The sequence below is a fragment of the Deinococcus metallilatus genome, from assembly GCF_004758605.1.
Classification (GTDB): Bacteria; Deinococcota; Deinococci; order Deinococcales; family Deinococcaceae; genus Deinococcus; species Deinococcus metallilatus.
In genome coordinates, this window is record NZ_CP038512.1 from 476950 (window position 1) to 497592 (window position 20643).

General features: G+C 70.1%; 21 protein-coding genes. 11 read left to right on the top strand and 10 right to left on the bottom strand.

Translation table 11 applies throughout. From position 1 onward, the window contains the following. The first annotated feature begins 18 nt into the window (after positions 1-18). From E5F05_RS08210 to E5F05_RS08220, 3 genes are all read left to right on the top strand, one after another. Positions 19-1251, top strand: a complete 1233-nt coding sequence (locus E5F05_RS08210) for a class I SAM-dependent RNA methyltransferase (RefSeq protein WP_129118147.1) — start codon at positions 19-21, stop codon at positions 1249-1251. A gap of 677 nt (positions 1252-1928) precedes the next feature. Continuing rightward, positions 1929-2306: a hypothetical protein gene (locus E5F05_RS08215; protein WP_129118148.1), complete on the top strand. Its 378-nt coding sequence runs from the start codon at positions 1929-1931 to the stop codon at positions 2304-2306. A gap of 25 nt (positions 2307-2331) precedes the next feature. Then, the gene (locus E5F05_RS08220) at positions 2332-3609 is read left to right on the top strand and encodes an NAD(P)/FAD-dependent oxidoreductase (RefSeq protein ID WP_129118149.1); all 1278 of its coding nucleotides are present in this window, start codon (positions 2332-2334) and stop codon (positions 3607-3609) included. Positions 3610-3629: 20 nt separating this feature from the next. Here E5F05_RS08220 and E5F05_RS08225 read toward each other — a convergent pair whose 3' ends face one another. The 3 genes from E5F05_RS08225 to E5F05_RS08235 are packed head-to-tail and all read right to left on the bottom strand — an operon-like array spanning position 3630 to position 5794. Further along, on the bottom strand, positions 3630-4625 hold the full coding sequence (locus E5F05_RS08225) for an ADP-ribosylglycohydrolase family protein (protein WP_129118150.1): 996 nt from the start codon (positions 4623-4625) through the stop codon (positions 3630-3632). A gap of 37 nt (positions 4626-4662) precedes the next feature. Then, on the bottom strand, positions 4663-5313 hold the full coding sequence (locus E5F05_RS08230; RefSeq protein ID WP_241687088.1) for a hypothetical protein: 651 nt from the start codon (positions 5311-5313) through the stop codon (positions 4663-4665). A 34-nt stretch (positions 5314-5347) separates the two neighbouring features. Continuing rightward, on the bottom strand, positions 5348-5794 hold the full coding sequence (locus E5F05_RS08235) for a peroxiredoxin family protein (RefSeq protein WP_129118152.1): 447 nt from the start codon (positions 5792-5794) through the stop codon (positions 5348-5350). 45 nt (positions 5795-5839) lie between these two features. Here E5F05_RS08235 and E5F05_RS08240 point away from each other — a divergent pair, with 45 nt between their 5' ends. Continuing rightward, entirely contained in the window at positions 5840-6601 is a 762-nt protein-coding gene (locus E5F05_RS08240; protein WP_129118153.1) for an ABC transporter substrate-binding protein, read from the top strand. A gap of 526 nt (positions 6602-7127) precedes the next feature. Then, positions 7128-7823, top strand: a complete 696-nt coding sequence (locus E5F05_RS08245) for an amino acid ABC transporter permease (RefSeq protein WP_129118154.1) — start codon at positions 7128-7130, stop codon at positions 7821-7823. Between the two features lie 233 nt (positions 7824-8056). Here the strand turns inward: E5F05_RS08245 and E5F05_RS08250 are convergent, their stop codons facing one another. Continuing rightward, the gene (locus E5F05_RS08250; protein ID WP_129118155.1) at positions 8057-8395 is read right to left on the bottom strand and encodes a DMT family transporter; all 339 of its coding nucleotides are present in this window, start codon (positions 8393-8395) and stop codon (positions 8057-8059) included. Next, positions 8392-8727 (bottom strand): DMT family transporter, encoded by a 336-nt coding sequence (locus E5F05_RS08255; RefSeq protein ID WP_129118156.1) that lies wholly within the window; start codon positions 8725-8727, stop codon positions 8392-8394. The genes E5F05_RS08250 and E5F05_RS08255 overlap by 4 nt, the downstream gene beginning before the upstream one ends. 312 nt (positions 8728-9039) lie before the next feature. Here E5F05_RS08255 and E5F05_RS08260 point away from each other — a divergent pair, with 312 nt between their 5' ends. The 6 genes from E5F05_RS08260 to E5F05_RS08285 all read left to right on the top strand — a co-directional run bounded on the left by E5F05_RS08260 (position 9040) and on the right by E5F05_RS08285 (position 14575). After that, entirely contained in the window at positions 9040-9966 is a 927-nt protein-coding gene (locus E5F05_RS08260; RefSeq protein WP_129118157.1) for a zinc-dependent alcohol dehydrogenase, read from the top strand. Continuing rightward, positions 9963-10658, top strand: a complete 696-nt coding sequence (locus E5F05_RS08265; protein WP_129118158.1) for an AzlC family ABC transporter permease — start codon at positions 9963-9965, stop codon at positions 10656-10658. Before E5F05_RS08260 ends, E5F05_RS08265 begins: the two co-directional genes overlap by 4 nt. Beyond that, the gene (locus tag E5F05_RS08270) at positions 10655-10951 is read left to right on the top strand and encodes an AzlD domain-containing protein (protein ID WP_129118159.1); all 297 of its coding nucleotides are present in this window, start codon (positions 10655-10657) and stop codon (positions 10949-10951) included. The genes E5F05_RS08265 and E5F05_RS08270 overlap by 4 nt, the downstream gene beginning before the upstream one ends. 97 nt (positions 10952-11048) lie before the next feature. Continuing rightward, positions 11049-12743: a PASTA domain-containing protein gene (locus tag E5F05_RS08275; protein ID WP_129118160.1), complete on the top strand. Its 1695-nt coding sequence runs from the start codon at positions 11049-11051 to the stop codon at positions 12741-12743. 93 nt (positions 12744-12836) lie between these two features. Further along, a complete protein-coding gene (locus E5F05_RS08280) occupies positions 12837-13970 on the top strand; it encodes a cysteine desulfurase family protein (protein ID WP_129118161.1) in 1134 nt (377 codons plus the stop codon). Beyond that, positions 13967-14575 (top strand): HD domain-containing protein, encoded by a 609-nt coding sequence (locus tag E5F05_RS08285; protein ID WP_241687089.1) that lies wholly within the window; start codon positions 13967-13969, stop codon positions 14573-14575. The genes E5F05_RS08280 and E5F05_RS08285 overlap by 4 nt, the downstream gene beginning before the upstream one ends. On the opposite strand, the gene E5F05_RS08290 is transcribed toward E5F05_RS08285, so the two are convergent. The 5 genes from E5F05_RS08290 to E5F05_RS08310 form a co-directional block, all read right to left on the bottom strand. After that, positions 14533-15033, bottom strand: a complete 501-nt coding sequence (locus E5F05_RS08290) for a P-loop nucleotide/nucleoside kinase family protein (RefSeq protein WP_129118163.1) — start codon at positions 15031-15033, stop codon at positions 14533-14535. The two genes, E5F05_RS08285 and E5F05_RS08290, sit on opposite strands and share 43 nt — an antisense overlap. A 113-nt stretch (positions 15034-15146) precedes the next feature. Then, positions 15147-16328, bottom strand: a complete 1182-nt coding sequence (locus E5F05_RS08295; RefSeq protein WP_129118164.1) for an aminotransferase class V-fold PLP-dependent enzyme — start codon at positions 16326-16328, stop codon at positions 15147-15149. Positions 16329-16458: 130 nt separating this feature from the next. Further along, positions 16459-19245: a valine--tRNA ligase gene (locus E5F05_RS08300; protein WP_129118165.1), complete on the bottom strand. Its 2787-nt coding sequence runs from the start codon at positions 19243-19245 to the stop codon at positions 16459-16461. Positions 19246-19258: 13 nt separating this feature from the next. Continuing rightward, positions 19259-19720: an NUDIX hydrolase gene (locus E5F05_RS08305; protein ID WP_129118166.1), complete on the bottom strand. Its 462-nt coding sequence runs from the start codon at positions 19718-19720 to the stop codon at positions 19259-19261. 352 nt (positions 19721-20072) lie between these two features. Continuing rightward, positions 20073-20594 (bottom strand): DUF4388 domain-containing protein, encoded by a 522-nt coding sequence (locus tag E5F05_RS08310; protein WP_129118167.1) that lies wholly within the window; start codon positions 20592-20594, stop codon positions 20073-20075. Positions 20595-20643: the final 49 nt, after the last annotated feature.

The window sequence follows — 20643 nt, forward strand, 5'->3', positions numbered from 1 at the left end:
CGCTACCCTGTCCCCCGTATGCCTGAAGCCCTGATCACGCTGGAAATCGAGAAACTCGTCGCCGGAGGGCTGGGCCTCGCGCGGGATGAGTCCGGCGTGGTGCTGGTGCGCGGCGCGCTGCCGGGCGAGCGGGTGGAGGCGGCGGTCAGGCCGGGCCGCGGCGTGCGCCAGGGCGTGACCCGGGAGGTGCTGCGCGCGAGCCCCGACCGGGTGGAAGCCCCCGACCTCCCCACGCTGGACCTTGCCCACGCGGCCTACCCCGCGCAACTGGTCTACAAGCGCGGCTTCGTGGAAGAGGCCCTCTCGCGCATTGCCAAGCTGCGGCATCCGGTGGCCGGGACGGTACCCAGCCCGCACGAGTGGCACTACCGCAACACGGCGCAGTACCTCGTGACGCCCCGGGGCCTGGCCTACCGCGAACGGCGGGGCCGCGAGCCGCTGGTGGTCGGCCAGGACCCGCTGGTGATGGAACAGATTCAGGCCGTGATGGACCGCCTGGACCCGCAGCACCTCGACCCCGCCACGGAGGTCGCCTTCCGCGCCAGCCGCCTGACCGGCGAGGTGGTGGCGGCGCTGATCGGCGCGGGCGAGCCGAGGAACTTCCTGCGCGCCAGCGACCACCTGCTCGACGCCGGGGTGGTCGGCGTGAGCCTGGCCCAGCCCGCCGGAAGACGCTTCGGCGCGGGCGTGCGCCTGATCGCGGGCGAGGCCGAGATTCAGGAGCAGTTCGGGCGCGTGCGGGTGGGCGTGACCGCGACCGGCTTCGCGCAGGTGAACCCGGAGGCGGCGGGCCTGGCGTACCTCCACGCGGCGGAACTGGCCGGGAGCGGGCTGCACGCGGTGGACCTGTACGGCGGTGCGGGCGCCATCGGTCGCCACCTCGCCCCCCACTTCGACCGGGTCACGGTCCTCGACACGGCGGCGGAGGCCCTGTCGCGTGGTCGGCAGGCGGTGGCCCTCAGCGGTGAGCGCAACGTCACCTACCGCAGCGGCGACGCGGCCCGCTTCAGCGAGCTGGGCACCGACGTGATCGTGGTCGATCCCCCCCGCGCCGGGCTGGATGAGGGCGCCCGCGACCACATCCACGCCAGCACCGCCGACCGCCTGGTGTACGTGAGCTGCGACCCCGCGACCTGGGCACGCGACGTGGGCGACCTGACGCGGCGCGGCTGGAAGCTGGGCGAAGTCACGCCGCACGACTTCTACCCCCAGACCAGCCACGTGGAAGTGGTCAGCGTCCTCAACCGCTGAGAGGCGCCGCTCAGAGCCTCTTTGAAAGGGGGGTGGGGCGTCACGAGGCGCGACATCCCCTGACGCTCCCAAAGCGGAAGCTCCCCTGTCTTTAGGACTTCCGCGAAACGTGGTTCTCGGCGGCAGAGAGAAATCTCGGTTTCCCACACTGGGACGGCGGCGCCGTCCACCCCCCTCTGCAAGCAGCTCTGCGAGTCCCAACCTCTCGCGGTGCGAGCTGTACCAGTCCCCCGCAAGGGGGGAGGAGTAAAAGCTGCTCTACAGGCTCTCTCCTTCTGAATCGCGTAAGTCCTAAACCGAAGCCCCCCTAATCTTTTGTCTTTTCAAAATTCTGGAGGGGACGGCCAGGTTCCACCTTGCAACTGGGCAGGCTTAGCAGAGGAGCTTTCGGGCCGCAGGCCCGCAGCCGCCAGGTGGAGATCAATACGTTCCAGGCAGGAACCGCTACCGCCCCAAGCACCTCCATCGCTTAACGGGACACCCTTTGCCGAGCGCAGCGGAAAGCTCCCCCTGCCCCCGGCGGGGGGGAGGGGGCTGGGGGGTGGGGGAACGCCTTCCAACGCCACCGCCCCACCAGAGCAACCTTCCCAACCCGCCGCACAGAGGAGAGCGCCTCCGCCCTTGAGGGTTCTCTCACGCCCTGCGAGATGGGGAGAGGAAGGAGTTAGCCTGCTCGTATGAAGCGGGCCGCCCCCCCCCTCCTGCTGCTGGCCGGGCTGCTGAGCAGCTGCCAGGACCGGGAAGCGCGCGCGGAGAACGCCCGGCTGGCCGCCCGCGTCACGGCGCTGGAGGCCCAGGTGAGAGCCCTGGCGGCCCGCTCCGACACCGGCGCCATCGTCAGCCAGGCCGCCGCCCAGAACTGCGCGAACGACCTGGCGCGGTTTCTGGAAACCACGCGCCAGGACGGCGGCCGCTACCCGGCCATCCAGCTCGTGACGCTGCCCGACTCGTGCATGGACCTGCGGGTGAACTGGCACACGCTGAAGCCGAACGCCTACGCCTTCGACGTGACCGATCTCGGCGGGCACACCCTCGCCAGGCAGAGCGGCCCCTGACCGCCTGGCCTGCTAGGCTCGGCCCATGCTGGACGTTCTGGTGGTGGGCGCGGGGCTGGCGGGCCTGACGGCGGCGCGCGTGCTGACGCGGGCGGGGCGGCGCGTGCGGGTGCTGGAGGCGGCCGAGCAGATCGGCGGGCGCGTGACGACGCGCGAGGTGGACGGCTTCACGCTGGACGACGGGTATCAGGTGCTGTTCCCGGCCTATCCGGCAGTGAGGCGGCAGCTCGACCTGAACGCGCTGGACCTGGTGCCGGTGCCGTCCGCGGCCGTGGTGCGGCAGGGCACGCGGGCGCAGGTGCTGGGCGACCCCCTCCGCGACCCGGCCAGCCTGCCGGGCACCCTGACCGCCCGGGCGCTGACGCTGGGCGACAAGCTGCGGGTGGCCCGGCTGGCGGCCAGTCTGCGCGCGCCTGCTCCCCACACCCTGCTGAACGGCCCGGATGAAACCACCGAGGCATATTTACGCCGTCAGGGGTTCAGCGAGGCGGCGCTCGACCACTTCTTCCGCCCCTTCTTCGGGGGAATCTTTCTGCGGCGTGACCTGCACACCAGCGCGCGGCTCTTCCGCTACGTCTTCCGCATGCTGATGGACGGCGGCGCGGCGCTGCCCCGCGCGGGCATGGCCGCGATTCCCGCCCAGCTCGCGCGCGACGTGGACGTGAAGACCGGCGTGCGCGTCATGCGCCTGCTGCCGCACGGCCAGACGCCGGGCAGCGGCCCGGTGACCGCCGTCACCTCGGCCGGGGACCTTGACGCCCGCTCGGTGATCGTCGCCACCGACCCTCACACCGCGCAGGCCCTGACAGGCGAACCGGTCGCGCGCGGCAGCCTGGACAGCACTTCTCTCTCCTACGCCGCGCCCCGCGCGCTCGACCACCAGCCCCGCCTCCTGCTGAATGCGGAGGGCGGCCTGATCAACACCGCGCAGTGGCTCAGCGAGGTCCTGCCGGAGCGGGTGCCTGCCGGGCAGCACCTCCTGACCGTGTCGGTCCTGGGCCTGCCCGACCTGGATGACGCGGCGCTAGACGCGCGCGTGCGCGGCGAACTGAGCCGCTGGTACGGCGCAGGCGTGGACACCCTCCGGACCCTGGGCATCTGGCGCATCCGCCACGCGCAGTACCCGCAGCCGCCCGAGTACGCCGCCACGCTCCCCGGCCACGCCACCGGCCTGCCCGGCGTGCTCCTCGCCTCCGAGGTCACCTCCATGAGCAGCATCCAGGGCGCGGTGGAAAGCGGTGAAAAGGCCGCCGCCATCCTGCTGGGCGACCTGGCAGGCATGAGCCGCCCGCGCGGGGCCTGAGCCTGGCGGTAGAAGCCGGATCAGTCCCGGTCACGTGCCGCCGCCACCACGGCCGGAAAATGCCCGGTGCAAGGCCACTCACGCTCCCAGCCCGGCCAACTGTGCCCCAGCCGCAGCGGCGGGAGGAGATGGGCGGGGACTTCCAGCCCGCGCACCCCGGCCATCGCCCCCACCACACAGGCCACCGTGTCACTGTCGTCGCCGCGCAGCACGGCGGGTTCCACGCAGGCCAGCCAGTTTGCGGCCCCCGCGTGGGCCACCGCCGCCTCCAGCGTGTCCAGCACGAAGCCGCTCTGGGAGGTCAGTTGCCCCTCCAGCCCGGCGCGGACGCGGGCGCGCACCTGGGCGCGGGCCTGGCGCTCCCGTTCGCGGAAGGCGTCGTGCGCCGCCCGCGTGGTCAGGCCGAGGATTCCGGCATCCAGCAGGACGCGGCGGGCGTCCAGACCGTCCATCACGCGCAGGGCCGCCTCTGCCGCGTTCCGGTAAGGCTGCCCGGCGTGCAGGGCTTCCAGAAACGCGGTCAGGAAGACGCTCGCATAGACGCAGCGTGGGTCAGCGTGCGTGAGGGCCGTGACCGTGGCCGATTCGCGGGCCAGGACCTCCCCCCGGCAACCGGCCACCCAGACCGCCGCAATTCGCATCAGGCCACCGTTTCCAGCACTCTGAAACCCGCTTTCGGCCCAGGCCCGCACGCCGCCATCAAGTGCGCTGGACCTCAGAGCTGCGCGGGTCAGGCCGCCCACGTCCGGAGGTCCAGTCTCCAGCCACGCGCGCAGAGCAGCCAGGACGCTCTCCAGTCCCCCGCCTCGCCCGTAGCCCAGCAGGGTCGCCACCGTCATCTGGCTGTCGTCGGTGCCCTCGCCGGGCGCGAAGCCGAACACGCTCCCCGGCTGGTAGTCGGTAATGCTCTCGCCGTAGCGGGCGCGGATCACTGAAGGCGTCTTGAACTCGGTCGCCGCGCCCAGTGCGTCGGCGGCGGTCAGGGAGAGGAGGGTCTGGAGGTGGGGGTCGGGCATGGGGGCAGGGTACCGGGTGGCGGGGAGCCGAGGGCTTTTAGCCTTCTGCCTTCTCCTCCAGCCACGGAAAACCCCAGGGGTCACTTTGCGAGAGGGCGTCCACCTGCGCCGCATCATGCACGCGTACGGGCAGTGGAAAGTCAGCGGGCGTGACGGGGACACGCAGGACGGGCTGTACCGGATTCGGATTGACCCAGTGTGGTTCGCGCACCGTTCCCAGACTGGGCCAGCCGTATGGCGGCATCTGCTCGAAGCCATTCGGCGGCAGCACGTACACATAGCCGGGGGCGAGGAGCCTGCGTCCGTCCGTCACGGCTGGGTCACGCGGGGCGAGCGACAGGAAGTAGCGCATGGGGGACCAGGCCCCGTCCGGTTCCTGCACCTGAAGGGCCATGTTGAGCATCCGGCGTACGCGCGGGCGGTTGAGGAGGGCGTACATCATCGCCCACAGCCCATCGGAGGCGGCAAATACGCCCGGCTGCTTGCTGAAGTCGTCCGGGCTGAGGTCGTGCGGCGTACGCGGTTCAAACTCGGTCAGGTCACCCCGCGCCGAGCCGTGCAGCAGCCAGCCTTCGCGCGCCAGCCACTCCAGAAACAGCCAGCGGGGGACGCCTTCCGGGAACAGGTCCACATCTCCCGCATTCAGCGATGCCTGAAAGGCCAGGACCGCCGCTTCCGGCAGCTTCACGGATGGGGCTTCGAGCATCCAGGGGTGCAGAGAGCTAGCCGTTCCCCACCACCTCCTCCAGCAGATACTGGAGCCGCATCTGCGCGTTCTCCTGGCTCCCGTACACGCTCCGCAGCAGTTCGCCGCCCGGTGCGAAGGCCAGCCAGTGCGGCGTGCCCTCCGTCTCCCACGATCGGGCGAGGTCCCCGGACAGGTCCAGCGCGACGGGGAAGGGGAGCCGCGCGTAGTCCCGCGCGAACTTCACCAGCGTCGGCTCCACGTCCCCGCGCGGCAGCAGGCGGTGGCCCCGGCTGGTGTGCAGGGCCAGCAGGTTGACCCGTTCCCCGAATTCGGAGTGCAGCCGCTTGAGAAAGGGAATCCCGCGTGAGACGCAACCGGGACACTCCAGGTTGAAGAACATCACCAAACCGGGCCGTTCCCACGCGGTCGGCGGCGGGAGGGGGTCGCCGTGAACGAACTCCTCGGGAGCGGGCCAGTCCATGCAGGTCAGCGTACCTTCCGGCGGGGCCGCGCCTATGCTGAAGGCATGAAGCGTTCCCTGCTGGTGCTGTCCGCGCTGCTCCTCACCTCGGTTTCGCTCGCCGCGACAGTGGCGGAGGTCAAGAAAAAGGGCGTGCTGGTGCTGGGCACCGACCCCACCTTCGCGCCCTTCGAGTTCGCGGGGCCGGGCGGGCAGGTGCAGGGCTTCGACATCGACATTGCCCGCGCCGTTGCCAAAGACCTGGGTGTGCGGCTGGAGGTGCGTCCGGTGGGCTTCGGCGCGCTGATGCCGCAGGCGGTCACGTCGGGGCGGGTGGACATGGCGATGAGCGGCATCACCATCACGCCCGAGCGGGCGAAGGTGGTCAGCTTCAGCCAGCCGTACTACCGCAGCGCGCAGGTCTTCATTGTGCGGGGCGGTAACCCCGGCAAGTTCGCCTGGCCCGCCGACGTGAAAGGCAAGGTGATCGGCGTGCAGGCGAACACCACCGGGCAGTACGCGGCGAATGACACCCTCAAGCCGAAGGGGGCCACCATCAAGGTCTACGACGACTTCGCGGCGGGCCTCGCGGACGTACGGGCGGGCCGCATCGCCGCCCTGATCGGGGACGCGCCCACCGTGGCGGACCTGAAAAAACGCCTCCCCGGCCAGTTCGAGCAGGCCGGAAAGCCCCTCGTCGCGGAGGATTACGGTATGGCCTTCCAGAAGGGCAGCGACCTCGCCGCCGCCGCGAACCGCACCCTGGCGCGGCTGAAGGCCAGCGGCGAATATCAGAAGCTGCTGAACAAGTGGATCGTGCAGAAGTGAACTCCCGCAAGCGGGAGGGTCGAACTGTCTAAAGGTCCAATGGTCTAACCGCTCAGAACCTCGCCTGCTCCGGGTTTCTGGGCGGTTAGACAGTTCGACCCGTTCTCGCCTGAAGTACACTCGGGACGCCCAGTGACGGGCGGGCAGCATGACAAGCGGGGAACGCTGGGGCGTCAAGTCAGCCCACGACCTTCACCTCTCAAGGAAAGGAAGTGGCCGGACGCCCTGTAGCGAGGTCGTCCGGCCCGGTAATGCTATGCCCAAGACACAGCATACCAGAAAGCGCCCCAAGACCCGCAGGAAGGCCAGGAAGCAACGGAAACGGGTGACCCCGTGGAAGGAGCTGATCGGCCTCGCCTCGCTGATCTGGAGCGTCTTCCGGTTTCTATGGGAGCATGGTCATCGGGGCAGTCCCTGACTGCTCTGAACTGGGTTTAAGCCTCTCGCGCCCCGCCTGATTGCCCGCCGCCCCCACTGGGCGGCCCTTTTTTTCGGCACTCTTGTTTGGGCACTAGACTGACCCGTCATGGCCGACCTGCTGACCGGTTTCCGCACCATCCTGACGGGCGAGTACGCGGCGCTGCTGCTGGCCGGGCTGCGCCTCACGCTGGCCGTGAGCCTGTGCGCGCTGGGCGTGTCGGTGGTGGTGGGGACGGCGCTGGGGGTGGCGCGGGTGTTTCGCCTGCCCCTGCTGGGGCCGTTTGGCAATGCCTACGTGGAGGTGGTGCGCGGCATTCCGCTGATCGTGCTGCTGAGCGTCGTGTACTACGGGTTGCCCGCGCTGGGCCTCACGCTGGCGAGCTTTCCGGCGGCGGTGCTGGCGCTGGGCCTGTACTCGGCGGCGTACACCAGCGAGATCGTGCGCGGGGGCCTCAGCAGTGTCCCCACCGGGCAGATCGAGGCGGCGCGCAGCCTGGGCCTCAGCCGGGCCGGGGCGCTGCGGTACGTGGTGCTGCCGCAGGCATGGCGGGTGGCCCTGCCCGCCCTCGGCAACGAGTTCGTCAGCCTGATCCTGGGCAGCAGCCTCGCCAGCGCCGTCACCTTGCAGGAACTCTTCGCGCAGGGCAAGTACATCACCGGCGTCACCTACCGCCAGTTCGAGGTCTACGCCGTGCTGGCCCTGATCTACTTCCTGCTGACTTTTACCCTGACGCGGCTGGTGCGCCTGCTGGAACGCCGCCTCAGCCGGGGGGAGACGCTGGCGGCGCGGCGGGTAATTTAGGGCGGTCAGCCATCAGCTTAGGACTGACGCGATTGGGAAGAAGAAAGCGTGTGGGACGCTGTTTTTTCTCCTCCCCCTTGAGGGGGGACTGGTACGGCTCGCACCGCGAGAGGCTGGGACTTGCAAAGCTGCGAAGCAGAGGGGGTGAATGGGCCCGGCGTCCCAGTGCCACGTTTTCTCAACTCCCCGATATTCCAATCCAGAGTTTCGCGTCAGTCCTAAGCTCTCAGCCCTCAGGGCTGCCCCCCTTCCGCCAGATGCAGCACCGCCACGCTGCCCAGAATCAGGGCCAGGCCCGCCCAGGCGCGGGGCGTGAAGCGCAGGCCTTCCAGATGGCGGCTCAGCAGCGCCGCGCCGACGATGCCCAGACCCCCCCACACCGCGTAGGCCACGCTTAGCGGCACGGCCCGCAGGCTCAGGCCCAGCAGGCCGAAGGCGCACAGCACCAGCGCGAGTGCCGCCAGGCCCGGCAGCGGACGGCGGAATCCATCGGACGCCTTGAGCAGCAGGTTGGCGAGGATGTCCAGCAGGGCCGCGCCCGCCAGACACAGCAGGGCGAGTGCGGCGGTCATGCTTCACTCCTCGCTCGTGTGCCGCCGTGCAGCAGCCACGCCCCCAGCAGCAGCCCGCCCAGCGCCAACAGTTGCAGCTTTGTCAGGTGATCGCCCAGCAGCCACACGCCCAGCAGCGTGACAGCGGCGAGGCCCACGGCTTCCCAGACGGCAAAGGCCACCGCTACGGGAATGCGGCGGAAGGCGAGGGACAGCAGCAGGTACGAGAGAACGATCAGACTGCCCGTGACGGCGACAGCCAGCCAGGGCGTCTGCAAGCCAAACAGTTTGAGGGCCAGCGTGCCCGTGACTTCACAGGCAATGGCCGAGAACAGCGCGATCCAGGCGCGCATAAAAAAACACCTTCCTTATGCTTTCAGGTCAATGCAAGTGATGGACAAAAAAAGATTGAAGAATTTCAAAAACACCTACGTCCAGCTTCGGACGTAGAGGGTATCTATGAGCAACTCAAGGACGGTTGCGTTTCGACACGCATCTCTGCGCATTTGCGTTTCACCCGGCGCCTTCAGGAATGCGGGCCACATCCGGCCCGTGCGAAGCCCCTGCCCCGGCTGGGTGGACGGCTTCGACCTGAACCCAGTCTAGCCGGGCGCGGCGCCGCGAAAGTCAGACTGGCTCACCTTCAGGGCTAGACTGGGCGGCGAATGGTTGAACCGCTCCGGGCACGCCGCCTGCTCCTGATTGCTCCACGCACGTTCGCCTGGGAGGAAGTGACCCTGCCCCCACCCGCGCCCGGTGAGGTGCGGGTGCGAACCCGGTTGAGCGCCGTGAGCGTCGGCTCCGAACTGGGAGCCGTGGAGGGCCGGGTGCCCGGTTGGGCGTACCCCGGCAGGCTCGGCTATCAGACGCTCGGTGTGGTCGAGGCGGTGGGGGAGGACGTGCCCCTCGCATCCGGCACGCGGGTGGTGACCACGCTCGGGCACGCGAGCGCGGGCCTTCACCAGGCCTCCAGCGTGTTGCCCGTTCCTGCCGGGATTCCCGACCGGGTGGCCCTCGCCGCGATTCTGGGCGAGGAGACGCAGAAGGGCATTCGCAAGGTCGTGCCCCGGCCCGATGAGCGGGTGCTGGTGGCCGGGGCGGGCTTGCTGGGCCTGCTGACGGTGTTCAACCTGACGCGCCGGGGCGTGCGTGACGTGACCGTGCTGGAGCCGGAAGCGGAGCGCCGCGCCCTGGCCCGTGAAGTCGGGGCGGTGTCGGCCCTGTCCCCGGGCAGCCTGCCGCAAGACGCCTTCGACGTGGGCTTCGAGTGCAGCGCCTCCCCGGACGGCTTCGCGGAACTGCTGGAACATCTGCGGCCCGGTGGACGGGTCTGTGTGCTGTCGGATGGCAACTGGGGCACGTTGCGTCTGCCGCCCGCCTTCCACACCCGGGAGCTGTCCGTCACCGCGTCCAGCGACGGTGAGGACTACGCCGCCTACGCCCGCTGGCTCTGGCAGCACACGGACCCGGTGCTGGGGCGGCTTTTTGAGGGCACGGTCACCCCGGATGACCTGCCCGCCGCCTTTGGAACGCTGCTCACCCTGCCCCGCCCGGTGTCCCCGGTGGCCGAGTGGATGGGGGAGGAGGCGTGACCCCCTTCTGGCCCGCGTTCTGGCGGGGCTTCCGGGCGCTGGTGCCGCTGTGGCTGGGCGTGATTCCCTTCGCGGTCGCCTACGCGGTTACGGCGCGGGCGGCGGGGTTGAGCGTCCGGGAAACGCAACTGATGAGCCTCACCGTTTTTGCGGGGGCGAGCCAGTTTGCGGCGGCGGGCCTGTTTGCCGGGAGTGCGTCCGCCTGGGGCATCGTCGCCACCACCTTTCTGCTGAACGCGCGGCACGTGCTGTACGGCCTGAGTCTGGCACGGCAGGTGCCCCTCACCCGCCCGCAGCGCGTGCTGGCGGCGCAGTTCCTGACCGACGAGGCGTACGGCGTGGCGGTGGTGAATGGGGTCCGCGAGCCGGGCGGCCTCTCCTTCGGCTTCCTGCTGGGGGCGGAACTCAGCCTGTACGCGGTGTGGAACGTGGCGACGTTCGCCGGGGCGCTGGCGGGCGGCGTGCTGCCGGACCCCGCCGCGCTGGGGGTGGGCGTGATTTTCCCGCTGGCCTTTCTGGGCCTGCTGGTGCCGCTCCTCATTGACCGCAAGGCGGTGCTCGTCGCGCTCGCCTCCGGGCTGGGGGCGTGGGGCCTCGCGCGCGTGTTGCCGGGCGGACTGGTGGTGTTGCTCGCCGGGGTGGGCGGGGCGCTGCTGGGGGCCTGGCTGGTCACGCGGAAGGAGCGGGCGTGAGCGTCCTTCCCGTCATCCTGCTGATGTGGGCGGTCACGTACCCGGCGCGCCTGCTGGGCCTCAGCCTGGGGCGCCTGAAGCTGCCGCCCTTCTGGCTGGCCTTTTTGCGCTTCGTGCCCGTCAGCGTCTTTGCCGCCCTGATCGTGCCGGACGTGCTGGGCAGCCCGGAGTGGCCCCGCCGCCTCATCGGCTGCGCGGTCGGGGCGGGGCTGATCTGGCGCACCCGGAACCTCGCCCTGGGCATCCTGGGAGGCTTCGCGGCGTACTGGGCGGCACGGCTGGCGGGCCTGTGAGGGGTGTGGGCGCTTCAGCGGAGGCCAGGAGCTTCAGCTTGCCTCCAATCTCCGGCCCACACCCCACCTCCCCTTCCCGCGCTATGCTGGGCGGCGCATGACGGGTCAGGCGGCGGTCATCGACGGGAAATACCAGGTCGTGCGGGAACTCGCGCGCGAGGGGCACGTGACCCTCAGCGAGGTTCGCGCGGGCGAGGGCGTGACGCGCCGCGTCGCGTGGTTCGATGTCACCTCACCCCCCGCGCGGCAGGGCTTCCATGCCTACCGGGCGGTCCTGCGCGCGATCAGCCCGGCGGGCCTGACCGACGTGGTCGCGCGCCCCGGGGCCTACTACGCGGTATGGCAGCCGGTCGCCGGGACGCCGCTCTCGGAGGTCGCCGCGCAGCCCAAGAAGCAGGAAGAAACCGTCCGGGCGGTGCAAGCCCTGGCCGCGCGGCTGGCCGAACACGGCTACGCCCTCCCCGACGCGGACGTGGTGGTGGACGGCCGGGATGTCCGGGTGGCCTACCTGCGTCCCGCCCCCGAGGGCCGTACCCCCGAGGAGGTCGCCCGCCTGAACGCGGCGGCACTCGCGCCCTTCACGGGCGTGCCCGTGAGACGCCAGCGGCGGCCGGGCGCGTGGCTGACCTTCGTACCGGGGCTGTTCTTCCTGGGCGGCGCGGTCTACCTGGGGATGCAGGCCACGCAGATCTACCTGAACCCCCCCATCCACGAGGTGCTGGCGGTGACCGGCCAGCCCGCGCCGCAGGCCGCGCAGAAACTCACGGCGGCGGGCTTCCAGGTGGACTATGCCAAGGGGGACGCGACCGGCCTCCCCATCGGGGCGGTGATCCGCCAGGACCCCGCGGCGGGCACCAACCTGCCGGTGGGCCGCCTGGTGACCCTGACGGTCAACAATCCGCCCTCTCTGTCCGTGCCCAAGCTGGAGGAACTTACGGTGGATCAGGCCCGCGGCGCCTTGCGGGACAGCGCGCTGAGCCTGGGGAACATCATCCGGGCGGACGGCACCCTCACCAAGACCCCGGAAGGCCGCGTGATCGCGCAGGTGCCGGAAGCGGGCGCGAACCTCCAGCGTGGGCAACCGGTGCAGCTCATGGTGTCGACCGGCGTGCGCGGCAAGGAAACCTGGATCGCGGACCTGACCGGGCTGACCTTCGAGGCGGCCCGCGAGCACGCCCGTATCGCGGGGCTGGTCGTGAACCGCGTGGTCCAGCAGCCCAGCGACGCCCCGGAAAACACGGTGCTGGAGCAGAAGCCCGCCCCCTACGTGCGGGTGCCGGTGGGCAGCCCCGTCACGCTGACGGTCGCGGCCGCCCGCTACAGCGCGCCCAGCCGCCCGGCGGGCAGCCTCCCCCTCCCGCCGCCCCCGCCCGGCCAGACGCCCTCCGACGAGCAGGCCCCGGCCGACCAGAACGGGACGGATCAGAGCGGTGCCGGGCAAGGCGGGACCGAGCCGCCCGCTGCGCCCGCCACACCTTCCACCCCGCCCGAAGGGACCACGGCTCCCCCGACCACCCCCCAGGACATCCCCGCCACCCCGGCTTCCGGCGCGGCCACGACCCCCGAGGCGGCCTCGCGGTCGGTCCACTTCCGCTACGCATTTCCCGGCGACCTGCCTGCGGGCAGCTACACCATCGTGGTGCGCGACGCCGACGGCGAACGCGAGGTTCAGGGCGCCACCGACAGTGCCCAGCTCGCCGGAGCCGTGGCCGAGGGCGACGTGCTGGTGCGCGGCGACGCGCTGTTCGTCATCCGGCAGAACGGCAACGAGTACGCGACCGTCACGCCGTAGGGCGTGTGGGAAAAGGCCACCCCACGCCTGCCCGTGCGTGCCGCCGAATTGAAGGGGGTCACCTGCTTCACCCCCCTCCGACACCCCACAGCCATGATCTACCTCGACTACGCCGCTACCCATCCCATGACCCCCGAGGCGCTGGCCGCCTACGTGGAGGCCGCCGCGCTGCCCGGCAATCCGGCCAGCGTCCACTCGGCGGGCCAGGCCGCCCGCGAACGGCTGGAGGAGGGCCGCGCCCGCGTCGCCGCTGCCCTGCGGGTGGATGCCCGCACGCTGATCGCCAATGGCGGCGGCACCGAGGGAGATAACCACGTGCTGTTGGGCGTGGCCCACGCCTGGGAGGAGACGCACGGGCGGCCCGGCCACCTCGTCACCACCCTCACCGAGCATTCCGCCGTGCTGGCGCCCGCGCGCTGGCTGGGCGTGCAGGGCTGGGCGGTGACCCTCCTGCCGCCTGACGCGCAGGGGCGGTACCACCCCGGGCAACTCGCGGAGGCGCTGCGGGACGATACGGCGCTCGTCTCCATCCACCACGCGAACAACGAACTTGGGACGGTGCAGGACACGGCTGCACTGGCTGCTGTCGCCGCCGTCCGGGGCATTCCCTACCACAGCGACGCGGTGCAGGCACCCGGCGTGCTGCCCCTGGACCTGAACGGCTGGGGCGTGACGTTTGCCACCTTCAGCGCGCACAAGTGGGGCGGGCCGCGCGGGGTGGGCTTCCTGTACGTGAAACGCGGGACCCTCCTGCCCGCCGTCACGCTGGGGGGCGGGCAGGAGGGCGGCCTGCGCCCCGGCACCCAGAACACGGCGGGTGTGTACGCGGCGGGCGTGGCGCTGACCCACGCGGAGGCGGCGCGGGAGGAGACGTTCGCCCACCTCACCCGCCTCCGCGAACGCTTTCTGCAAGGGGTCGCCCCCATCCCCGGCCTGCGCGTGAACCATCCGCCTGACGCCAGCCCCAAGGTCGCCTCCGTCACCCTGCCCGGCGCGGACGGCGAGGCGCTGCTGATGAACCTCGACCTGCTGGGGGTTTCGGCCAGCGCGGGGAGCGCCTGCGCCGCCGGAACGATGCAGCCCAGCCACGTTTTGACCGCCATCGGCCTCAGCGAAGCGGACGCCCGTTCGACCCTGCGCTTCAGCTTCGGGCGGGCCACCACCGGGGCCGAGGTGGACGCGGCGTCGGATGCGCTGCGGCAGGCGGCGGAATGGAGCCGGGGATGACTGCGGGCCTCCCTGACCCCGCGACCGCCGAACGCCTGCTGCGGGAGGCGGAGGCGCTGAACCCCGGTGGCTGGGTGGCCCACTCCAGAAACGTGGCGCAGGCCGCCCGGTTGATCGCGGAGCGGCACCCGGCGCTCGACCCGGTGCGGGCCCACACGCTGGGCCTGCTGCACGACCTGGGGCGGCGAACCGGGCCGAACCGCGACCGGCACATTCTGGACGGGCATGACGTTCTGCTCTCGCTGGGTTACCCGGACGCGGCCCGCATCGCCCTGACGCATTCCTTCGTTATTCCGGACCTCGCGACGTTGCAGGGCGAGTGGGACGGCACCCCCGCCGAATGGGCGCGTCTCGGCGAACTGTTGGCCGCCGCGCGCATGACGGACGAGGACCGGTTGCTGCAACTGTGCGACACGCTCGCGCTCGCGGACGGCTTCTGCACGGTGCAGGAGCGGATCGTGGACGTGGCCCTGCGCTACAGCGTGAACGAGAGGACGCCCGAGAAGTGGCGGGCGAAACTCGCGCTGAAGGCCGCGTTTGACCGGGAATGTGGCGTCAACATCTACCGTCTGCTCCCGGGGTTGTGTGAGCGTCTGCTCGCGTAAAGGGCCTGCTCGTCTGCCGTCGGCGGTTCGTACCAGCCCAGCCACTCCTCCAGTTCTTCCCGGGTGACCGGGAACGTGCCGGGCGGAAGGTGCCTGTTGCGTTCCTCCAGCCGCCGCCACAACTCCCCGGGCGGCACGTCCAGCAGGTGCAGTTCGGCCCGTACCCCCAGCGCCTTCGCCCGCTCGCGGTACAGCTCGCGTTCCTCACGCGACCACAGGCCGTAATCCAGCACCACACTCAAGCCGAGGCTCAGGGCACGCGCCGCGACCCCCCACAGCAACTCATGTTCCAGAATGGCTCGCCTGTTCCCCGACTCGCCCGCGCCGAAGAGGGGCAGCATCCACTCGTCGGGTGTCAGGCGCAGCGCCGCGTGTTCCTGTTCCAGCCGCTGCGCCAGCGTGGTCTTGCCGGAACCGGGCAGGCCGACGAGGAGGTGGAGGTGGAGGGTGGGCGGCATCCACCTCAGCCTAGAGCAGTTGTCGTAAAGATGAGTTTGTTTTTGACTCTCTCCCCCGGTGGGACTTGCAAAGCTGCGAAGCAGAGAATTCCGGTGTTGGAGGAAAGGCAACTTCAACACCGGAATTCGGACAAATGCTCTAGGCTGGTCGACGGGATTCCCGTTTCCGCCAGCACCTTCTGAAGAGCCTGCTCGAAGCGGCGCACCGTCCCCTCCACGTCCGCCAGCTTGTCCAGGCCGAACAGGCCGACGCGGAAGGTCTTGAAGTCCTGCGGCTCGCCCACCTGGAGCGGCACGCCCGCGGCGATCTGCACCCCCGCCCACGCGAAGGCCTGGCCGGTGTGGATGGCGTCCGCGTCGGTGTAATAGACCACCACGCCGGGAGCCTCGTAGCCGGGGGCGGCCACGCTGACGAACCCTGCCTCCTCCAGCACCCGGCGGACACGCCCGCCGAGGTCCCACTGCGCCGCCTTCGCCCGCTCGAACCCGAACGTCTTCACCTCCAGCACCGCGTCCCGGAACTGGCGCAGGCCGTCCGTTGGCAGGGTGGCGTGGTACGCGAAGCCGCCCCCCTCATAAGCCCGCATGATGCTCAGCCACTTTTTCAGGTCCAGGGTGAAGCTCACCGAGTCGGTCGCCTCCACCCGCCCCACGGCTGCCTCGCGCAGCAGCACCACCCCGGCGCAGGGTGTGCTGCTCCAGCCCTTCTGCGGCGCGGTGACCAGAATGTCGATGCCCAGCGCCTGCATGTCCAGCCACACGGCCCCGGAGGCGATGGCGTCAATCACCAGCAGCCCCCCGACCTCGTGCGTCGCTTCCGCGAGTTGGCGAATGTAGTCCTCCGGCAGAATGAGCCCCGCCGACGTTTCCACGTGCGGCGCGAACACCAGCGCGGGTTGCTCGCGCCGGATGGCGGCCACCGCCTCCTCGATGGGATAGGGCGCGAAGGGCAGGTGGCGGCCCGTACCCTGCTCCTCGGCCTTCAGCACGGTCACCTCTTCCGGCACGCGGCTCATCTCGAAAATCTGTGACCAGCGGTAGCTGAACCAGCCGTTGCGGATCACCAGGCAGCGCTGGCCCGGCGCGAGCTGGTCCACCACCGCTTCCATCGCGGAGGTGCCCGACCCCGGAATGATCGCTGCGGCGTCGGCGTGATAGACCGCCTTCAGTTCAGTGGAGAGGTCGCGCATCACCTCCTGAAAGGCGGCGGACATGTGGTTGAGTGAGCGGTCGGTGTAGACCACCGAGTATTCGAGCAGGCCGTCGGGATCGATATCGGGTCGCAGGGCAGGCATGGGGACTCCTTGGGGTCAGGAAGGGAGAGCGGCGGGCGCTCCGGCTGAGGCGGGGCGGGAGAAGGAGTTAGGGGTGAGTCGTCAGGCATCAGGGGAAGGTGCTGAGGCGTAAGCTGGCGCTCCTCACCCCTCAGAACTGCGCCAGCACCGCCTCCAGCCGCTCCTTCTGCGCCCCGAAGTCCTGCACCCGGCGGCGTTCTTCTTCCACCACCTCGGCGGGGGCGCGGGCCACGAACCCGGCGTTGCCGAGCTTGCCCTGCGCCTGCTTGATCTGCTTGTCGAGTTCCGCGAGGCGCTTTTTCTGCTTGCCCAGCCAGTCCGCGATGTCCACGGTGCCTTCCAGCGGCGCGCGCACGGTCACGCCCTGCTCGACGGCAGAGAGGGTGCGGCCTTCGAGCGCGGGCACCAGCGTCACGCGGGCGATGCTCTCGACCACGCGGGCGTTTTCCTGCACGATGCCCGCCAGATCGCCCTCCACGGCCACGTTCAGGCGGTCCTGCGGCGACAGGCCCAGTTCGTTCTTCAGGCTGCGGGCGGCGCTCACGGCGGCGCGCAGGGCATCGAAGGCGCGGGTGGCCCCCTCGTCGTGCAGCCTGGCGCCAAACTGCGGCCAGGTGTGCAGCGCGAGCTGGCGGCGGTGGCCCAGCGAGGCGTACAGCTCGGAGGTGATGAAGGGCATGAAGGGGTGCAGCAGCTTGAGGATGTGCTCCAACGTGGCCTTGAGGGTGGCGAGCGTGCCCAGTTGTCCGGCGGCGAGGGCGGGTTTGGCCGCCTCGATGTACCAGTCGCAGAACTCGTCCCAGGTGAAGGCGTACAGCGTGCGAATCGCCGCGCCGATGTCGTACTCGTCGAGCTGCGCGCTCACCTCCGCCGTCACCGCGTTCAGGCGGCTGATGATCCAGCGGTCGGCCAGCGTGAGGTCCCCCCGCGTGGAAAGCTGGGCGAGAACCTCACCGCTCCGCAGGGGTGGGTGATCGGCCGCGTTCACGGCGCTGCGGACATAGCGGGTCAGGTCGTCCTCGCCCGTGAGCCCCGGCGCGGCTTCCGCGAGGCGCAGCAGCGCGAAACGGGCCGCGTTCCAGAGCTTGTTGGCAAAGTTGCGCCCCTGCTCGAAGCGCCGGGGGTCGTGCCGGATGTCCTGCCCACCCGTCGCCAGGCTGGTAAAGGCGAAGCGGCAGGCGTCCACGCCATACTGGTCGAAGAGTTCGAGGGGATCGATGCCGTTCCCCTTGCTCTTGGACATCTTCTGGCCCTTGGCGTCGAGGTACAGGCCGTGCAGCATCACTGTGCTGAAGGGGGCCTGTCCGGTCATCGCGTATCCGGCCATCTCCATGCGCGCCACCCAGAAGAACAGGATGTCGTAGCCGGTCACCAGCACCTGCGTCGGGTAGAACTTGCGGTAGTCCTCGCAGTCGGTGTCGGGCCAGCCCAGCGTCGAGAAGGGCCACAGATTCGAGGAGAACCAGGTATCGAACACGTCCGGGTCACGCCGCAGGTTCAGATGCGCGTAGCGGGGGTCCTGGTCGCAGTCGAGGTCGGGGTTGCCCGGGTCGGGCACGTAGACGTTCCCCTCCTCGTCGTACCACGCGGGAATCTGGTGGCCCCACCAGAGCTGGCGCGAGATGTTCCAGTCGCGGATATTCTCCAGCCAGTCGCGGTTGACCTTGCCATACCGCTCCGGCGTCAGCGTGATCTCGCCCGCGTCCAGCCCCGCCAGCACGCGCTCGGCCATCGGCTTCACGTGGACGAACCACTGCGTACTCACGATGGGTTCCACCGGCACCTTCGTCCGCTCGCTGAGGCCGATGGCGGTGTCGTGGTCCTGTTCCTCGATCAGATCGCCGGATTCGGTCAGCGCCTTCACCACCGCCTTGCGCGCGGCGAAGCGTTCCAGGCCCCGGAACTGTTCCGGCACGAGGTCGGACGTGAGGTGGCCTTGCAGGTCGATCACGCTGGGGCGCGCGAGGCCGTGCCGCTCACCCACCTCGAAGTCGGTCGGGTCGTGGGCGGGCGTGATCTTCAGGGCGCCCACGCCGAACTCCCGTTCCACCGCCTCGTCGGCAATGATCGGAATGAGGCGGTCGGTGAGGGGAATACGCGCCTTTTTGCCGATCAGATGCTGGAAACGCCCGTCCTCGGGATGCACGGCAATCGCCTGGTCCGCGAAGATGGTTTCGGGCCGCACGGTGGCGATGCGAATCTCGCCCGGCGCGCCGTTGCTGGCCGGGGTGCTGGCGTCCTCCAGCTTGTACGAGAGGGTATACATCTTGCCCTTGCGGACCTCGCGGTCGATCTCCAGGTCAGAGAGGGTGGTCTGCGAGGCCGGGTCCCAGTTCACGATGCGCTCGCCCCGGTAGGCCAGGCCCTCGTGGTACAGCTTCACGAACTGGTAGCGCACGGCTTTGGAGAGGCCCTCGTCCATCGTGAACCGCTCGCGGGTCCAGTCGGCGCTCACGCCCAGGCGGGTGAGCTGGTTCAGGATGATGCCGCCGGACTCGGCCTTCCACTCCCAGACCTGATCCAGAAACTTCTCGCGGCCCAGCATGTGGCGGGACACGCCCTGCTCGCGGAGTTGCCGCTCCACCACCACCTGCGTGCTGATGCCCGCGTGGTCGGTGCCGGGCAGGTACAGCGCCTCGAAGCCCGCCATGCGCTTGTAACGGATCAGGGTGTCGATCAGCGTGTTGTCCAGCGCGTGCCCCAGGTGCAGGTTGCCGGTCACGTTGGGCGGCGGAATCACGATGGTGAAGGGCGGCTTGCCGCTGCTCGCGTCGGCGCGGAACGGCTCATTGCGCCAGCGGGCCGCCCAGGCGGGTTCGATGGCGGCGGGGTCGAAGGCCTTGTCGAGGGCCACCGCGCTGGCGGCCTCCTGCGGGAGATCGGGCGTGGCCGTGTCGGTCGTGGGTGTGTCCGTCATGTGGAGGCTCCTGTCAAGCCGGGGAAGTCGTAGTCAGGTACGGTAAAGCGGCGTCCATCTCCCAGTCGAGGCCGGGTTGCTCCAGCCTGGCCCAGCGGAACGCGAACGGGTGGCCGTCCGCCTGCCTGTTCCAGGTGGTGGGCAGGTGGGATGGGCTGGCGAAGGCAAAAGCGTGGCAGACCTGCCGCGTGAACCGCTCAGGCAGTTGCGCTTCCCAGCGGTACGAGATGACATGCTGGGGACCGCTGAGGTTCAGGCCGGATTCCTCGCGCAGTTCACGGACGGCGGCTTCGGCGGGCGTTTCCCCCGGCTCGACGCCTCCCGCCGGAAGCTGCATGCCTGCCTCCGGCGCGTCCTCATGTTCAAAGACCAGTACCCGTGGGCCGTCCACAACGACGCAGACGACCTTTTCCCGCAGCCCCCGCTGCGCCGCGTCGGCCCGCGCTTCCGCCTGACTGCTGTAGAACGTTACCATTCCTTGCCTCCTGCCGGGAAAACAAAACGCCTCGCCCGCCGGAGCCTGAACTCCGAATGCGGACGAGACGAGGCGTTCTCTGCGCTGTCCCGCGGTACCACCGCCGTTCCGCGTCCCCCTGGGCGCGGCACTCCCCTCGCGCTGTGTCGGGCGCAACCCGGAAGGCTCTACTGGGCCTGCAATCAGGCCGTTCTGCCCTCGCGCTCGCGGGCGACCTTCCCCGGCGGCCTTCCCGTTCCGGCTCTCAATCCAGGCCAGAACTCCCTGTGGGTGCCGCTTCCGGGTACTCCTCCCGGTCACTGCCTGGACAGTATACGGCGGCGCGGCAGCGAATGCATGCACCCGCTGGGGATCAGCCCACCTCGACCAGCCCCGCCGTCACGAAGGGCCGCAGCGTTTCGAGCGTGGCGCGCGGCGGCTGGCCGGTGCGTTCCAGCAGCGTCTTGAGCGGCAGGCCCTCGGGAATCAGGCTGAGGGCCACGTACTGCGGGCGGGTCACGGGTTGCGCCTCGGTCCAGCGGGCGGTGAAGCGCAGGGGGCGGTTCCAGTCGGGGAACACCCGCAGCAGGCCGCCCCAGGCGTCACCTTCCTCGATCAGGCGGCGCAGGGCCGCGTCCCGCCGCAGCGCCAGCGTCCGCTCGCCGGGCACCACGTCCGGCGCGAACGCGAATTGCCCGCCGTCCAGGCTGCTCAGCACTTGCAGCGCCGCGTCCCCGCTCAGCGCCCCCACCCGCGCGTGAACGATCTCGCCCGGCTCGAACCACAGCTCGCCCCCCCGCGCGTGGGCCACGCTCAGCCGACCCGCCCGCCCACTGGAGAGCAGCATCTGCATGACAGGCATAAAGGGGAAGACCGCCAGATCACCGCGCACCATATGGAAGCAGTCTAAGGGCCAGCCCATTCAAGGGTCTGACAGACCACCG

Bases quoted from the DNA above. Each gene is read 5' to 3' on its own strand.
- E5F05_RS08290 (WP_129118163.1), bottom strand. From the start codon at position 15,033: ATGCCGCCCACCCTCCACCTCCACCTCCTCGTCGGCCTGCCCGGTTCC.
- E5F05_RS08240 (WP_129118153.1), top strand. From the start codon at position 5,840: ATGAAGCGTTCCCTGCTGGTGCTGTCCGCGCTGCTCCTCACCTCGGTT.
- E5F05_RS08295 (WP_129118164.1), bottom strand. From the start codon at position 16,328: ATGCCTGCCCTGCGACCCGATATCGATCCCGACGGCCTGCTCGAATAC.
- E5F05_RS08300 (WP_129118165.1), bottom strand. From the start codon at position 19,245: ATGACGGACACACCCACGACCGACACGGCCACGCCCGATCTCCCGCAG.
- E5F05_RS08225 (WP_129118150.1), bottom strand. From the start codon at position 4,625: ATGCCCGACCCCCACCTCCAGACCCTCCTCTCCCTGACCGCCGCCGAC.
- E5F05_RS08250 (WP_129118155.1), bottom strand. From the start codon at position 8,395: ATGACCGCCGCACTCGCCCTGCTGTGTCTGGCGGGCGCGGCCCTGCTG.
- E5F05_RS08220 (WP_129118149.1), top strand. From the start codon at position 2,332: ATGCTGGACGTTCTGGTGGTGGGCGCGGGGCTGGCGGGCCTGACGGCG.
- E5F05_RS08285 (WP_241687089.1), top strand. From the start codon at position 13,967: ATGACTGCGGGCCTCCCTGACCCCGCGACCGCCGAACGCCTGCTGCGG.
- E5F05_RS08275 (WP_129118160.1), top strand. From the start codon at position 11,049: ATGACGGGTCAGGCGGCGGTCATCGACGGGAAATACCAGGTCGTGCGG.
- E5F05_RS08215 (WP_129118148.1), top strand. From the start codon at position 1,929: ATGAAGCGGGCCGCCCCCCCCCTCCTGCTGCTGGCCGGGCTGCTGAGC.
- E5F05_RS08235 (WP_129118152.1), bottom strand. From the start codon at position 5,794: ATGGACTGGCCCGCTCCCGAGGAGTTCGTTCACGGCGACCCCCTCCCG.
- E5F05_RS08260 (WP_129118157.1), top strand. From the start codon at position 9,040: ATGGTTGAACCGCTCCGGGCACGCCGCCTGCTCCTGATTGCTCCACGC.
- E5F05_RS08280 (WP_129118161.1), top strand. From the start codon at position 12,837: ATGATCTACCTCGACTACGCCGCTACCCATCCCATGACCCCCGAGGCG.
- E5F05_RS08255 (WP_129118156.1), bottom strand. From the start codon at position 8,727: ATGCGCGCCTGGATCGCGCTGTTCTCGGCCATTGCCTGTGAAGTCACG.
- E5F05_RS08245 (WP_129118154.1), top strand. From the start codon at position 7,128: ATGGCCGACCTGCTGACCGGTTTCCGCACCATCCTGACGGGCGAGTAC.
- E5F05_RS08310 (WP_129118167.1), bottom strand. From the start codon at position 20,594: ATGGTGCGCGGTGATCTGGCGGTCTTCCCCTTTATGCCTGTCATGCAG.
- E5F05_RS08210 (WP_129118147.1), top strand. From the start codon at position 19: ATGCCTGAAGCCCTGATCACGCTGGAAATCGAGAAACTCGTCGCCGGA.
- E5F05_RS08305 (WP_129118166.1), bottom strand. From the start codon at position 19,720: ATGGTAACGTTCTACAGCAGTCAGGCGGAAGCGCGGGCCGACGCGGCG.